Here is a 14,366-nt window from a genome sequence, read left to right on the forward strand (position 1 = left end):
CGAAAGGGGACTTCATATGAATGTTCAGGAGTTAGGAAGAATTCTTAGCGACATGTATAATAAGGCACCTCACGGAAAACACGTTGCCAAAATTCATTTATATTCATTTATTCGGTGTTAAGTATGCGAATGTCATCCAAAGAAACAACCACAGCATTAAAGATATAGTAGCAGCCTCTGGCATTAACATTTCATATGCAACCGAAGTCAGCAAAGGTATAAAATTGTCAGAGTATGTAGTTCCGAAAGATTAATCACCCATTCAAGAACCCTTGTCCTACATTAACCATTGTGGTTTTGTATGGACATGGGTTCGTTTTTTCGAGGCGTGGCTGTGCAAAACCACAATTCGCCGCAGCTTATTGCTCAGTCTATTCGGGGATGTTGCTTAGAACCATGAATTAAACTTCTGGATAGAACGTGTATTCGGATGAACTTTCGCGTCCAATCATGTAATCCATTATGTAATGAATATTCGAGTGAATTTTATAAATACATTTATCAAACTCGTCTGCCAATGCTTCAAACTGCTGATATCGGTTCAACTTATATCCTTTGATTGCCTTTACCCCACGTAGTGTTCTGCTAACTACACGATGGTTCCCATCTACGACAATGAGACCACCAGTAGAATTATTAGTAATGTGATAGTCAACCACGATAATTGGATCTTTATTTGTTGAAGCAAATTTTAATTTCTCCGTTTCAACAGAACTAAAGTCGATATCTTGACTAATGAATTCACAGTTAAACTCCTCGGCAAGTATATTATCACGTTTTATTATTTCTTTTGCCTTTTCAATGTTCCAGGTTACTCTATAATAATCCCCCATTGAAAATGTTACTTCCTGTGTAAACGTCTCATCGTTAAAAATATATGAAGGCAACTGTCTAAGTTTTGCTTCTGTATCGCTTGGATCGGGTAAAGAACTTACATTATTCAGTATTGATGTCATTACGCATGTTTCATTAAGTCTTCTCTTATAACCCGCCAAGATATTTCCTAACCCAGGATATATCTTTACCCTCTGTTGCCCGGTTGCTGTCAAAAGTAATTCCGGAGTTAAAAACTTATCTAGCTTATACATAATAAATGGATTCGGCAACATTCTTATTCCCCCATAAGATTAGTCTCTCTAATCGTTATGAGTGGAATGTAATTTTATGCTTCTTTGATATGGCTAAAATTCAAGTTGTGGCGCCGGGAAGGTCGGATATCAGTTTCATACTGCAAATAAGCACGCCATCTTTATTTGTGTGCTTTAATCGTCCAATTGAAGAACCCTTCCCCTACATTAACCATTGTGGTTTTGAAAGGACAAGGGTTCATTTTTCCGAACCGTGGCTGTGCAAGCCCACAATTCGCCGCCGCGTGATGATGCGACTATTTGAAGAGGTGGCATAACAGTGTCAGACTTAGTTGATTAGCTAAATTCCTTTGTAACTGGAGGACTTGCTGACCAATCAATAAAGTCGCCTTTATAGTTGAACTCCTTTAATATTACTCTTTCTAGCATCGATACCATGCGTGACCAGATTAAATAATCATCCTTTTCGAACGTATAGCTTCCATGTGCTGCTGAGTTTCTCTTTTTAACAAATTCGGAAACCCAACTTTGATCATATTCAACGTTGTAAGTTTCAAGTAATTTATTAATTCTAGATCTTAAATTTCTTTGTATTAATCCAGAAAGCTTTTGTTTCATACCGGAATCATTAAAGTCTGCTTTATCAATATCATTAAGTAGAGGCACAATATTTTCTTTAACCCATATTGCAAAACTGGGGTCAATTTTCCTTCTCTCTGTTGTATCTATATAATGTGTATCTTTCTCAGTTACAGTATATTGAACAAAATCTTCTACACATGAGCCCAAAGACGTAAATGGTGCCGGGAAGACCAGTCGCTCAGAAGAAAAGTGTAAACCACCATTGTATCTTCTGAGAGCCCTTCGCTTCTCTTCATTTAAAGATGCGTAAATGGCAAATGATTGAGAAATGTATGAGGTTAAGTGCCGGGGGAAATCGACGGGAATTAGTTTCCTGAAGGTGTGCAGACTAGGAAAATTAACATCCCTCAGTTGAGAAAACACTTCCTTATTATGCTTATATGCAATTCCAAGAATCCAGTTGACTGGATCTCCATAAACGAAGCTCATTAAATCAGAAATAATCTCTAATACTTCCTTTGCTTCGTTAAATAAGAGATCGTTACTTGTTTTTCGGATAGTTATTTTAACTGTTAAAATATCTTCTCCATTTTCAATAATACTTTTCTTCTTAGTTACAATCTCGTTCAAACCCGAAAAAGTTAAATTGTAAATACTTTCATTATATTCTAGTTGTAAGTTGCTAATATTTAAAGTCGAAACCTTTCCCACTTTTTCAAACTCATCGAAAGCTATAAATACGTTTGGAAAGTAGAATTCAAAATATTCAAAGGTGTTATCTTGGTTTCCGATCTGCAACAAATTGCAATTAAACCCCAATGATATTTCATCTATGCCTTTATCTATCTTCTCCCCTCTTGAACTAAGTGCTAGACCATTGGCAATAAACACCCTTCCATCATTTGTTTCACCTTTAAAATCCCAAGGAAAAAACGGAAGGTTGGTTAAATGGTATATTAAATCACTGTCTTTAGACACAGCAAAGATCTGTAGTCTAGGTTTCCTAGAAAATTTCTGTTCTTCCCATTTAAAGGTAAAATCAGCTGTAATACTTTTTTCACTCTTATAATCAAACTTACCCGATCCATTATATTCCATGAGTTTTTTCCTTCCAACAGTGGATTTTGTCAACCAATAAACAGCAACTATAATGATTCCAAATAAAAAGACTAAACTACCTAAGGTTAAGACAAAATTTTCCATTGTATTCCTTTTGAAGCAAAATAACTTGTCGCCCCCAACGACCTCCCCCTTCACCAAGTATTCGATTCTACTAAGAATATGTGCTGCAAAAAAATAATCATTCGCATGAAGAACCCCTGTTCAACATTAACCATTGTGGTTTTGTATGGACAAGGGTTCATTTTTCCGAGGGGATTTGGGATTTGAACCCATGTCCCAATAATTGAAAACGCCCGATTCGAGAATCGGGCATCTCCCAATTAATCTAATAATTCGTCAACAATCAGTCAACTCTACTATTTTCTAGCCTCTGTTTCACACTTCTGCATCATCTGTATTACTCCCCAAACCCGCCCCACCACTGCATCCTCAGCGATCTGTACCATCCCTAGCCAACAAAGCCACCGATTCTACGTGCACGGTATGCGGAAACATATCCACCGGCTACGCCTCATCCATCCAATATTCACCATTTACACTATCAACGCACCGATTCCACTTGTGTTGAGTAGTAGCATCAATACCTATAATTCCTATATTTCTAGGAAACCTAAATCGAATTGCTGGTCTATCAATCATGAGATAACAGTGTCTAAATTTATATTATTCAGTAACGCATAACAAAGATGAATGCATTTTTTATCCTCACAACGTACTAACCCGCAGTTCATAAAAATACTGCACAGCCGGATGCTTTGCCTTTATCTTCTCGGCCATATTTAACAGTCGCTTTTTCCCAACCCGTCTGTCCACCAAAGCTAGAATATTCAACACGATATCCTGACTCTCTAGGCTCTCTTCTATAGAGGTGGCCAGAAACTTCGTAGCGACAACGATAAAATTCGATTTGCTTAAGGATGACTGTGCCGAGAAAATCTCCTTTGCAAGGACTGATTTTTTTCTGCTGCTAGCCATGACTTGCAGTCGATCCTCCGGGGCGTTCCCCTTGGTCTCTTGTCTGACGGCTTCAATCTCTTCATCGCTGACCCGAATTCGGATGTCGGGATCATTCTTAATTTCCAGCTCCGTCTGATACCATCTGATCCCGTTCGTTGTATCGCTCATATTGAGCACGTTCTTCTTATCGACCGCGATGTAGCAAATCCCTGCTTTATCGAGTAAATACCGGTAGCTGGTCGCACGGTACTCGACCCTTCCGTTTAACGCAGGGCTGAGAAAACTTTCCAGGCTTTGTTTCAATTTGCTCCAGGCCATATATTTCTCCTTCATCGATATGAATCAGTACGCAGCGTGAATTAATACCACTGCTTCTATACCATCATGCATGCCTCAGCACAATTCAAAAAAGCCTGCTTTCTCAGCAGACTTAGTTGACGCAGTTACCTTTCAATATCCTCCCGATACAACCTTACGACGCACTCCACGTGCACCGTATGGGGAAACATATCCACCGGCTGCACCTCGACCGTCCGGTACCCGCCATCCGCCAGCACCCGCAGGTCGCGCGCCAGCGTCGACGGGTTGCAAGACACATACACCACCCGCTCCGGCTTCATCGCGAGGATCGTGTCCAGCAACGCTTCATCGCAGCCCTTACGAGGCGGGTCGACGACGATCACGTCAGGCACGATGCCTTCTTGCCGCCAGCGCGGGATGACCACTTCGGCTGGTCCGGCCTCGAACGAAGCATTCTCGATGCCGTTAAGCGCGGCATTGCGCTTCGCATCTTCGATCGCTTCCGGCACAATCTCCACACCGTGAACATGCCCAGCCTGGCGAGCCAGGAATAGCGAGATCGTTCCAATGCCGCAGTAAGCGTCAATAACCTGCTCTCTCCCGGTCAGCGCCGCATACTCCACAGCCTTGCGATACAACGCCACCGTCTGAATCGGATTCACCTGATAGAACGAACGCGCCGAGATCGCGAAGCGAATCCCGTCCAGCTCGTCGTAGATCACCTCGCTGCCCCAGAGGACGCGCGTCTCGTCGCCGAAAATGACGTTGGTGTCGCGTTTGTTGACGTTCTGCACGATGCTCGTCACGCCCGGGATCGTCTCGCGGATGCGCGCGATCCACTGGTCCGCGTTCGGAATCCGCGAGCCGTTCGTGATCAGCACGATCATCGCTTCGCCGGTCACGAAGCCGACGCGCGCCATCACGTGGCGCAACAAGCCTTGCCCCGTCTCTTCGTTATAAGCCGTAATGCCGAGCTCGCGCCCGATCCGCTTGACCCGCGCGACGATCTCGTCGTTGCTGTTGTGCTGGATCAGACATTCGTCCATGTCGATAATCCGGTGGCTGCCGCGGGCGTAGAAGCCGCCGATGAGATGCTCGCCGTTCAGATCCGGCGCGGGCAGGCCTTCCTTGCCATGGATCGCGCCGCTGACTGCCATGCCCATCGGCACGGAGGCCTTGTTCCGGTAATGCCACGGATCGTCCATGCCGATCGTCGGATGCACGATGACCGCATGCTGCGCAGCAGCTCCCGCGTCACCGCCGCTCTCTCCACGCTCGCCCGTGAATGCTGCAGCCGCATCTTCGGGAGAGCCGATACCGGCCGCCGCTCCAGCCACGCGCAGCTTGCCGATCCGCTCCAAGCTGTCCACCACATGCTGCCGCTTCCACTTCAGCTGCGCCGCATAGTCCATATGCTGCAGCTGGCAGCCGCCGCACTGCTTGTAGATCGGGCACGGCGCTTCGACGCGGTCCGCGCTCGGCACGACGATCGCCTCGAGCTTAGCGTAGCCGTAGGTCTTCTTCACCTTCATGACGCGCGCGCGCACGGTCTCGCCGGGTAGTGCACCTTGAACAAAAAGGGTAAAGCCGTCCGCGCGGCCTACCCCTTCGCCTTCATGCGTCAAGCCGATGATCTCGACGGTGACGTCATCGTTTTTGCCCACCGGCGCTTGGCTGTTGCCGCCGCCGGCTTGCCCCGCACCGCCGCCACGGCCGGCCGCGGCGCCGCCGCTGCGACCGCCGCTGACGGCACCGTTATGCTTCGCGGGATTGCTTTTGCCCCCGGTACTGCTCTTGGCCTTGCCCCTAAACTTGTTGCTCATAATTCTATACCCGCTCCATCACCCGCATGCCTCGGCACCCGGATTGCTTATTTATAAGTCGAAATGCCCGATTCGTCGACGATAATCTGCAGATGCGACGGCAGCACCGCGAAGGTGCACGGCAGCGTGCCGCCGTACTCGCCGTCGAGGTTGAGCTGCACGTAATCCGGCGTCGTGACGGTGAGCTGCTTCGTCTGGAAGCTGACCACGTGCGGATCGTTGAGATGCTCGCCGCGCAGCGCCAGGCTGGCCAGGCGAATGAACTCGCCGAGGTTGCACTTCTTCAGCACGACGACGTCGAACATGCCGTCGTTCAGGCTCGCGTCCGGCGCGAGCTTCTCGAAGCCGCCGACGGAGTTGCTGTTGCAGATGAGGAACATCATGATCTCCTCGTGGATCTCGCCGATCTCGTCGGCCTGGATGCGCAGCTCGGTCGGCCGCAGGCGGGTCATTTTCTCGAGCCCCTTCATATAATAGGCCAACTGCCCGATCATCGTCTTGAGCTTGCTCGGCACCTCGTACGTCAGCTCCGTCAGGGAGCCGCCGCCGGCGATGTTGATGAAGTACCGGTTGTTCGCCCGCCCTAGGTCGATCGGCATCGCATACTGCTGGATGATGAGGTCGCACGCGTACTCCCAGTGCTTCGGAATGCCGAGCGCCCGGGCAAAATCGTTCGTCGTGCCCAAGGGCAGAATCCCAAGGGGCGGACGGACGTCCTTCTCCGCCAGCCCGTTGATGACCTCGTAGAGCGTACCGTCGCCGCCCGCCGCGATGATCATGTCGAAGCCGCGGTCCGCCGCCTCCGCCGCCGCTAACGTCGCATCCCCTTCGCTGACCGTCGCGTGACAGCTCGTCTCGATGCCGCCGCGCTCCAGCCGCTGGAGAATGTCCGGCAGCCGTTTCTTGATTTCCTCCCGACCCGACGTCGGGTTATAAATGAGCCTTGCCCGCTTAATCGTCACTAAGACTACCTCCGAACATCCGAACATCCAGGCGGCAGAAAAGACCGGTCCGCGCTGCGGGAACCGGTGCGGGCTTGCCTCCAAGGGACGGACGAAAGCCGGCTAAGCCGCTCATCCTCTCCTTGGGTTGGTCACCGTATGCGTTCCCTGTATGCGCTCGGGCGGCCGCTCGTTTCCGAAGTCCGCCGCCCTCATCCGCCCATCTGCCTTGCTCTTGCTGCCCGATGAATCTATCTCTTGCACTAGTTCTTACTATACACCAATGCGGCTAACTTCCCAAACGCCCGCCTCCATCCACATCCAGCGCTGACAGCCACTTCCTGATTTGCCGTTCCATCCAGCCCGCGATGCGCGGATTCGGCAGCAGGGCGCTGCCGTTGTACCTATACGCCAGCCCTTCCAGCCGCTTCGGAATGACCGTGCGGGTAAAGTAGCCCTCGCTCAGGAACAGCGGCACGACGATGAACGCCTCGCCCGGATGGCGCCGCTGCAGCGACTGCAGCTTGCATGCCGCCTGATCCGGCAGCAGCATCGCGATGTCCGCGCCGGCGAAGCCGCCCAGCGCGCGGAGCCGCCCGGCCAGCCGCGTCATGCCGTCGCGCCAGCGGCCGTGGAACGCCGCTTCGCGCGAGCCGTGCGCGACGAGCAGCAGCCGCTCGCGGGCGGGATCCGCCGACAGCGGCGCGATATTGCCCAGCAGCAGCTCGGCGATATCGCCGTCGTCGTCGATCGGCTGCCCGATATGCACGCGCACGCCCGCGGGAACGCGGAAAAGCGCGAGCTCGCCCGCCCGCGCCGCCGATACGGGCGCCGCGCCGAACGCCTGCGCGATGTCGTCCGCGTGCGTGCTTCCGGACGACACAAAAAGCGGAAGGACGTATAACTCGCCTACGCCTTCCGCTGCTAACCTATCGAGGCCGTCCTGGATCAGACGGCCCTCCACGATCTCAAGAAACGACGAGACGACCGGAACCGCCGGGCCTCCGTCCTCGCCCGGGCAGATCCCGGATGCGGCGACGGCCGCCACCGCATCGTCGACAAGCTTGACCCAGCCCGCTTCGCGCGAGCCGTGGCTGATCACCAGCACGCCCGGCTTCATGCCTAGCGTCCCGCGCGCTCCAGCGCCATTTTGTACCCGTCGTTGCCGTAGTTCAGGCAACGCTTCACGCGGGAGATCGTCGCCGTGCTGGCGCCGGTCTCCGCCTCGATCTGATTATAAGTCGCGCCCTTGCCCAGCATGCGCGCGACTTCAAGCCGCTGCGAGAGCGATTGGATTTCGTTCACCGTGCAGAGATCATCAAAGAAAATATAGCATTCTTCGACCGTCTTGAGCGTCAGTACCGCCTCGAATAGTTGGTCGACCGTTTTATCGTTCAGCTTCTTGAGTTGCATTCGTCCGTTCACTCCTACCCTGACTAATATGCTCAGTGTAATGCTTTTGTCAGTAATATTCAAGCATCACCGTTGCGGTGCTGTACAGACTCGCAGAGCCGCGGAAGGCGCCGCGCGGGCCATATGACCCCTTCTATTCACCCAAAAAATTTGCCCAAAGCGGGCAGGCGTCCAATCCGTATAGTCGATTATCCCATAGACTGCTATCAAAACGTTGAAAAAGGTTGTGATCTGCGTGAAATATCGCTACGATCCGTCCGTCAGAAGCTTCCAGCAGCCCCTCGGCGGCCAAGGTCAAGGCCCGCAAAATCCGGGAAGCAGCCCTTTTCCGGGCATATCCGACCCGTTCCCGGGCTTGAATAAAAGCGTCGGCTTGAAGACGCCCGTTCCATTCGATACGTCCGAATTCTCGAACGGCGTGCCGTCCATCAACATTATGCCGGCCTCCAATCAGCAAATCATTCCGCTCCCGGAAGCGCCCGTGTCGAAAACCGATGCCGCGCCCGCGGCGGCCGCCGACGGGAAAGAGACGAAGGGCGGCTTCAATCTCGGGAACAGCCTGAACGATCTCAAGGGCGTCGTCGACCGCATGGGCGGCCTCGACGGCATCGTCACGACGATGACCAAAGTCCAGAAGGTCGTCGGCAGCATTACCCAGATGGCGCCGCTCATCAAGGTGCTCGCCGGCTCCTTCGGAAAGAAGGGCGCCTCCGCGACGATCGCGGACGACGGCGACATCGACGAATACCGGCCGAAGGCGCGCAAGAAGAAACGCCGCCGCGCGACCGGCAAAGGCGCCAAGGGCGGCAGCAAGGGCGGCAGCGGCAAAGTCCCGACGCCGCTCGGCCCGAAGAACCGCCGGCCCCGGCCGCGCAAATAACCGGAGCCGTAACGCCGTTCGGCAGGCGGCTAAGAGAGAGGGAGATGCCGGCAGCCACCGGCTGCCTGCCCGCCCCCGTCTGCTTCAAATCCGCAAATCGAGCAGTCCGAGCGCCAGCTTCCGCTGAACGGGACTGCTCTTTGGTATGTATTCATTTCGCACCGCCTGGCATGGAACCGAGCTTCCGAATGTATCCAAGCTGCCCCGCCAGCACCGGCTTCATGAAGGCCGCCAGCGTATCGCCCCGAACGGCGATATCCGGCGTTATGCCCGTGCCCATGACGTTCCGCTCCCGCACGTTCCAGTAGAAATTCACCGCGAACACGGCGATCCCGCGCTCGTCGTCCATGAATGCCTGCTGCCCGACGCCCTTGCCCAAGGTCGTGCGGCCGACGATGGTCGCGTTCGGCAGATAGGTGCGCAGACCGAGCGCCAGCAGCTCGGAGGCGCTCGCCGTACGCTCGTCGACCAGCACGTAGATATGCTTGAAATCGATGTGCGACGCATCGGATTCGTAGGGCTCGGCTTGCCCGTCCTTGTACAGGACCGTGCTCATGACGACGGCCGGGAGCAGCCCGTCGAGCATGTTGTTGGCGCTGACCGCGAGGCCGCCGGCGTTGCCGCGAAGGTCGATGACGAGCGTTTTGCCCGCCGGCTGGTCGACCGCGTCGAGCGCCGCGAGGAAACGATCGTCGGTATGCTCGCCGAAATCCGCGATCCGCATATACACGACGCTGCCTTCGGTCCGGACGTCCACGTCCCGCTCGTCGTCCGACGTCGCGGCGTCATAGTCCTCGCCCCACACCGCGAACGTGAATGGATCGTCCGGCAGCCGCGCGCGATCGATGACGGCGGCGATCTCGGCCGGCGCAATCGACGGCTCGTCCAGCTTCGCGAGCAAGGCGTCCTCGTCGTTCACCTGCGCGCCGTACATATAATTCGCCGCGAAGAACGCCTTCACCCGCACCCCGAGCGGCTTCTTCCGCTCCTGCAGCTCGCGCTGCACGTAGAGCGCGTCGGCATTGTCCGCATCCAGTCGCAGCGCCTCCTCGCTGAAGTCCGCGGCCGAATCGTCCTTATGCAGGGTCAGATTCAAGCCGGCCAGCTCGGCCAACGCTTCCGCATCGCCGGGATCCGCCTCGACCGCTTGTTCGAAATAAGCGGCGGCCTCCGCGTTCCGGCCCAGCTCTTCATTGCATTTGCCGCCGTAGAAGGCGATGTCCGGCTTCGAAGCACGGACCGCTTTCGCATCCTTGACGTAATCGGCGCACCGGATGTTGCGCTTCGCCCGGTAAAACGATCGGATTTTGCCGATTACCGCTTCCTCGTCCTGCGGATCGCGCTTGATCGCTTCCTCATAGTACGGCACGGCGGCCATATAATCCGTAGCGTCCTCGTAGATTCGCCCCATCGTGCGGTGCGACTCGGGATCGGCCGCGTTTGCCTTCACGGCATCCCGATAGAACCCGAGCGCGGCATCGACGTCGTCCCGGGCGCTCTCGTTGTTCATCAGCGCGAGATAGATCGAGCTCTCCGCCGGATTGTCCTTCAGCAGCTGCAAGTAATAATCACGCGCTTCATCGTATTGGCCGTAATCGCCGTACAGCTCGCCGAGCAGTTCCTGCGCCCGCGGATTGCCGGGGAACTTCGCGCCGACCATCTCGTCGTATGCCCGAATCGCCTCGTAGTCGGCCGATGCTCTCATCGCTTCGTTCTTCAGCCGATAAGCCTCGTATTCGTCCGGATAGGCCTTCACGAGCTCGTCGCCGTAGGCCGCGGCCTCGTCGTTCCCGCCCGCGTTCAGCAGCGCGAACATTTTCTTCTCCGCCGCCTCCATGTCGTCCGGTTCATACGCCAGATAACGGTCCAGGTCGTTCAGCGCCTCCCCGTACTCGCCCGCTTCGTAATGGATGGCGGCTTTGCCGTAGTAGGCATACCGCGCGTCCCGATCCAGCCCGATCGCCCGGTCGAAGCTCGCGAGCGCTTCCTCGCCGCGGTTCAGGCCATATAACGCGTTGCCTTCGTTAACGTATTCTTCGGCCGTGTTCGGCAGCAGCAGCAGCGACTTACGAATCGCCGCCAGACTGTTCCGGTAATCCCCTATCTCGTTATACGCCCAGCTCATATTGGATAACGGGATATCCAGCACGGGATCGGACAGCGTGCGTTCTTCTTTCACTTCGTTCAGGCTCGGATCATGGTCATAGACATCCTGTACCGCTATCTGAAGCGCCGCGAGCGCCTCTTCGTACTTGTTCTCGTTCATCAGCTTCACCGCGGTCCCGTTCTCTTCGGCGAGCTTCGTCTTCCAGCGCATGTCGGCGCTTGTCCCGATGCCGTTCCCGTCCGCGAAAATGATATAAGCGACGGCCAACAGCCCGATTCCGGCCGAAATCCAAAGCGGAAGCCGTTTCATTTGCTTGTGCTCCAACACGTGATGTCCCTCATTCTGTCCCGGTCTTGTCGAATAATAGGATGATTATACCAGATTAATAGGGACCAAGGAACTATATGTGGAGTTTGTCGACATTTACTTATTGTTAATTTCCAAAATGTGATGATTTTTTCAGGGAATTAGGCTATCATGGATTCTGTTCTTCGTTCATATTTTATTCACATCTCCCCGGCTGCGGCTGGTTGCCTTCCAGGAGAAACAAAACATTAAAGGTGGGTTCTGCACAATCATGGTATCAAGATCGGAGCTACGGGCAAGGGCAAGGCAAAGCTTATCGGGACAATGGGGGAGATCGGCGCTCTTCATGCTCGTGTTTCTGCTGATCGGAGCGATCACGAACGTCATCCCCGCCATCGGGCAGATCGCCATCGAGATTTGCGCCGGCGCGCTTGCCTTCGGCTCATACAGCTTCTTCCTGCGCATCTCGCGCGGCGAACGTCCGCCTTTCCTCGAATTGCTCAGCGGATTTCCGGACTTCATTCGCACGTTTCTGCTTTATCTGCTCATGCTGGTATTCACGTTGCTTTGGATGCTGCTGTTCATCATCCCCGGCTTCATTGCGGCACTTCGTTACTCGATGGCTTATTTTATCCTGAAGGATAATCCGGAGATCAGCGCGCTGGAAGCGATCCGCCGCAGCAAAGAGATGATGAAGGGCCATAAAGGGCGCTTATTCGTGCTCTTCCTTTCCTTCATCGGCTGGATGCTGCTCTGCTTCGTGACCTTCGGCATCGGCATTCTCTGGCTCAATCCTTACATCTACACGACCATGGCGCATTTCTACGAAGACCTTCGCCAGCGCGGCGAGTCGTTCAGCGAACCGTACGCCCAAGTACCTCCGCCGCCGCATTCGTTCTAAACGTATCGGCTGCTCGAGCCCCCTTGCCCCCGGCAAGGGGGCTTTTGCATGTAGTCTTGTCGGTGCGAGAGTGAAGAATCGGCCACAGGTGTCTGCCTGTCAGCGTCAGTCAGGCGTGGCTGGCTCCAACAAAAAGAGCATCAAGCCCGTGTCGGCTTGATGCTCTTTGCATTAGGATGTATTCCCGTCACGCAACCGCCACTAGATGAACAAGGCGATAATCTGATAAATCAACGCCGCCAGCACCATCGTGATCGGAATCGTGATGATCCACGAGATGACGATCCGGCCCGCGAGATCCCACTTGACCGCGGCGAACCGCTTCGCGCTGCCGACGCCGAGTATCGACGAGGTGATGACATGCGTCGTGCTGACCGGCAGATGCGTCAGCGTGGCGGTGAAGATGACCGTCGCGGACGTGATGTCCGCCGCGAAGCCGTTGATCGGCTCGATTTTGAAAATCTTCGTGCCCATCGTCTTGATGATCTTCCAGCCGCCGATGGACGTGCCGAGCGCCATGGCCGTGGCCGCGGAGATCTTGACCCACAGCGGAATCACGTCCGTGTTCTCCTGCACCCCCGCGGTGACGAGCGCGAACGTGATGATGCCCATCGCTTTCTGCGCGTCGTTCGTGCCGTGCGTGAACGATTGGAACGCCGCGGTCAGGATCTGGCCGGAGCGGAACGCTTTATTGACCTGATGCGGGCTTGACCTCGCAAAGATCCGCTTCAAAATCCACATGACGACGAAGCCCCCGGCGAAGGCGATCAGGGGCGAGAGGATGAGTGCTTTGAGAATGTCGACGAAGCCTTCGCTGTTGATGGCATCGAAGCCCGCCGAGCTGACGACCGCCCCGGTCAACGAGCCGATCAAGGCATGCGACGAGGAAGACGGAATGCCGAACCACCAGGTAAGGAGATTCCACGCGATCGCGCCGATCAGCGTCGCGACGACGACCTGCACCCCGTGCTCGAGGATGCGCGGATCCGCGATCTTGCCGCCGATCGTTTTCGCCACCCCGGTAAACATGACCGCCCCGAGGAAGTTCATCATCGAGGCCAAGATAATGGCCATCCTCGGCGACAAGGCCCGGGTGGATACCGTCGTCGCGATGGCGTTTGCCGTATCGTGAAAGCCGTTTATGAAATCGAAAGCCAATGCGAGAAAGATGACGACGCCGACCCAAATGTAAATGTCCATGCCCATGACTGACCCGTCCCCTTAGCTGTTGCGCATGATGATGGTTTCGAGTGTGTTGGCGACGTCTTCGCAGTAGTCGGTCGTCTGCTCCAGGCGCTCGTAGATCTCTTTGCGCTTGATCAGCTCGATCGGGTCCTTCACGTTGGCGAACAGGCTCTTCACGCTGACGCGCAGCAGGTCGTCGGCTTGGTTCTCCAGCTCGTTGATCTGGATCGAAGGCTCGCGCATCGCCAGCAGCTTCTTCTCCGACAGCAGGTAGATCGCCCGCTTGATCTGCTGGGCGGAACGAAGGATGATGTCGGCGAACAGCGTGACGAACTCGTCCGGTTCCGTGATCGCGTACATCTCGAACCGCGAGGCGCAGGCTTCGATGCCGTCGAGGACGTCGTCCAGCGAGGTCGTCAGCTTCATGATATCGTCGCGCTCGATCGGCGTGATGAAGGTTTTATTCAGCTCCGTCAAGATCGTATGGACATGACGGTCGCATTTGCTTTCGAATTCTTTCATGTCCCTCGCGAATATCGCGACATCCGTGATCTTGGAGACGTTCTGCTGAAAATAAAGCACGCCTTCCAAAATCGTGTCCGCCATTGCTTCCAGCGTCGTAAAAAACACGTCGTTCTTCTTCTTGAACATAATTATCCCCTTCGCCATCTTCCTCGATTGCTTGTCGGCCGATTCCGCCAAAATACATATGAAACCGACAATATCTTATCATAAATGAAGACGATTTTGTTAAGGTATTG

14 protein-coding genes are annotated in these 14,366 nt (G+C 54.2%); 4 read left to right on the top strand and 10 right to left on the bottom strand.

Annotated features, from left to right (window positions below; translation table 11 throughout):
• The first annotated feature begins 16 nt into the window (after nt 1-16).
• Nucleotides 17-121: an HTH-like domain-containing protein gene (locus AC50YL_RS05610; protein ID WP_494830054.1), complete on the top strand. Its 105-nt coding sequence runs from the start codon at nt 17-19 to the stop codon at nt 119-121.
• Nucleotides 84-254, top strand: a complete 171-nt coding sequence (locus tag AC50YL_RS05615; protein ID WP_494830056.1) for an HTH-like domain-containing protein — start codon at nt 84-86, stop codon at nt 252-254. The genes AC50YL_RS05610 and AC50YL_RS05615 overlap by 38 nt, the downstream gene beginning before the upstream one ends.
• Nucleotides 255-401: 147 nt before the next feature.
• On the opposite strand, the gene AC50YL_RS05620 is transcribed toward AC50YL_RS05615, so the two are convergent.
• From AC50YL_RS05620 to AC50YL_RS05650, 7 genes are all read right to left on the bottom strand, one after another.
• A complete protein-coding gene (locus AC50YL_RS05620; protein WP_494830057.1) occupies nt 402-1,109 on the bottom strand; it encodes a hypothetical protein in 708 nt (235 codons plus the stop codon).
• Nucleotides 1,110-1,424: 315 nt separating this feature from the next.
• Nucleotides 1,425-2,873 (bottom strand): YopA family protein, encoded by a 1,449-nt coding sequence (locus AC50YL_RS05625; RefSeq protein WP_494830059.1) that lies wholly within the window; start codon nt 2,871-2,873, stop codon nt 1,425-1,427.
• Nucleotides 2,874-3,497: 624 nt separating this feature from the next.
• A complete protein-coding gene (locus AC50YL_RS05630; RefSeq protein ID WP_494830061.1) occupies nt 3,498-4,067 on the bottom strand; it encodes an SF0329 family protein in 570 nt (189 codons plus the stop codon).
• 125 nt (nt 4,068-4,192) lie between these two features.
• Nucleotides 4,193-5,872: a 23S rRNA (uracil(1939)-C(5))-methyltransferase RlmD gene (rlmD, locus tag AC50YL_RS05635; RefSeq protein WP_494830063.1), complete on the bottom strand. Its 1,680-nt coding sequence runs from the start codon at nt 5,870-5,872 to the stop codon at nt 4,193-4,195.
• A 47-nt stretch (nt 5,873-5,919) separates the two neighbouring features.
• Complete coding sequence (locus AC50YL_RS05640; RefSeq protein ID WP_494831162.1) at nt 5,920-6,861, bottom strand: diacylglycerol kinase; 942 nt, start codon at nt 6,859-6,861, stop codon at nt 5,920-5,922.
• A 241-nt stretch (nt 6,862-7,102) separates the two neighbouring features.
• Entirely contained in the window at nt 7,103-7,933 is an 831-nt protein-coding gene (locus AC50YL_RS05645) for a sirohydrochlorin chelatase (protein ID WP_494830064.1), read from the bottom strand.
• Nucleotides 7,934-7,935: 2 nt separating this feature from the next.
• Nucleotides 7,936-8,226: a YerC/YecD family TrpR-related protein gene (locus tag AC50YL_RS05650; RefSeq protein ID WP_161744410.1), complete on the bottom strand. Its 291-nt coding sequence runs from the start codon at nt 8,224-8,226 to the stop codon at nt 7,936-7,938.
• 235 nt (nt 8,227-8,461) lie between these two features.
• On the opposite strand from AC50YL_RS05650, the gene AC50YL_RS05655 reads away from it, so the two are divergent.
• Complete coding sequence (locus AC50YL_RS05655; protein WP_494830066.1) at nt 8,462-9,106, top strand: hypothetical protein; 645 nt, start codon at nt 8,462-8,464, stop codon at nt 9,104-9,106.
• Between the two features lie 151 nt (nt 9,107-9,257).
• Here AC50YL_RS05655 and AC50YL_RS05660 read toward each other — a convergent pair whose 3' ends face one another.
• Nucleotides 9,258-11,522, bottom strand: a complete 2,265-nt coding sequence (locus AC50YL_RS05660; protein ID WP_494830068.1) for a S41 family peptidase — start codon at nt 11,520-11,522, stop codon at nt 9,258-9,260.
• Nucleotides 11,523-11,790: 268 nt separating this feature from the next.
• Here AC50YL_RS05660 and AC50YL_RS05665 point away from each other — a divergent pair, with 268 nt between their 5' ends.
• Nucleotides 11,791-12,420 carry a DUF975 family protein gene (locus AC50YL_RS05665; protein ID WP_494830070.1) on the top strand — a complete coding sequence of 210 codons (630 nt, stop codon included), beginning with the start codon at nt 11,791-11,793 and terminating at the stop codon, nt 12,418-12,420.
• A 201-nt stretch (nt 12,421-12,621) separates the two neighbouring features.
• On the opposite strand, the gene AC50YL_RS05670 is transcribed toward AC50YL_RS05665, so the two are convergent.
• Together AC50YL_RS05670 and AC50YL_RS05675 are read right to left on the bottom strand one after the other, a co-directional pair.
• Nucleotides 12,622-13,620, bottom strand: a complete 999-nt coding sequence (locus AC50YL_RS05670; protein ID WP_494831164.1) for an inorganic phosphate transporter — start codon at nt 13,618-13,620, stop codon at nt 12,622-12,624.
• A 21-nt stretch (nt 13,621-13,641) separates the two neighbouring features.
• Complete coding sequence (locus tag AC50YL_RS05675; protein ID WP_494830072.1) at nt 13,642-14,256, bottom strand: DUF47 domain-containing protein; 615 nt, start codon at nt 14,254-14,256, stop codon at nt 13,642-13,644.
• Nucleotides 14,257-14,366 lie beyond the last annotated feature (110 nt).

This window comes from Paenibacillus sp. J22P277, from assembly GCF_059383675.1.

What these genes read in the sequence shown, in the direction of transcription:
- AC50YL_RS05610 (WP_494830054.1), top strand. Translation starts at nt 17, where the DNA reads ATGAATGTTCAGGAGTTAGGAAGAATTCTTAGCGACATGTATAATAAG.
- AC50YL_RS05620 (WP_494830057.1), bottom strand. Translation starts at nt 1,109, where the DNA reads ATGTTGCCGAATCCATTTATTATGTATAAGCTAGATAAGTTTTTAACT.
- AC50YL_RS05625 (WP_494830059.1), bottom strand. Translation starts at nt 2,873, where the DNA reads ATGGAAAATTTTGTCTTAACCTTAGGTAGTTTAGTCTTTTTATTTGGA.
- AC50YL_RS05630 (WP_494830061.1), bottom strand. Translation starts at nt 4,067, where the DNA reads ATGGCCTGGAGCAAATTGAAACAAAGCCTGGAAAGTTTTCTCAGCCCT.
- rlmD (WP_494830063.1), bottom strand. Translation starts at nt 5,872, where the DNA reads ATGAGCAACAAGTTTAGGGGCAAGGCCAAGAGCAGTACCGGGGGCAAA.
- AC50YL_RS05640 (WP_494831162.1), bottom strand. Translation starts at nt 6,861, where the DNA reads ATGTTCGGATGTTCGGAGGTAGTCTTAGTGACGATTAAGCGGGCAAGG.
- AC50YL_RS05645 (WP_494830064.1), bottom strand. Translation starts at nt 7,933, where the DNA reads ATGAAGCCGGGCGTGCTGGTGATCAGCCACGGCTCGCGCGAAGCGGGC.
- AC50YL_RS05650 (WP_161744410.1), bottom strand. Translation starts at nt 8,226, where the DNA reads ATGCAACTCAAGAAGCTGAACGATAAAACGGTCGACCAACTATTCGAG.
- AC50YL_RS05660 (WP_494830068.1), bottom strand. Translation starts at nt 11,522, where the DNA reads ATGAAACGGCTTCCGCTTTGGATTTCGGCCGGAATCGGGCTGTTGGCC.
- AC50YL_RS05665 (WP_494830070.1), top strand. Translation starts at nt 11,791, where the DNA reads ATGGTATCAAGATCGGAGCTACGGGCAAGGGCAAGGCAAAGCTTATCG.
- AC50YL_RS05670 (WP_494831164.1), bottom strand. Translation starts at nt 13,620, where the DNA reads ATGGACATTTACATTTGGGTCGGCGTCGTCATCTTTCTCGCATTGGCT.
- AC50YL_RS05675 (WP_494830072.1), bottom strand. Translation starts at nt 14,256, where the DNA reads ATGTTCAAGAAGAAGAACGACGTGTTTTTTACGACGCTGGAAGCAATG.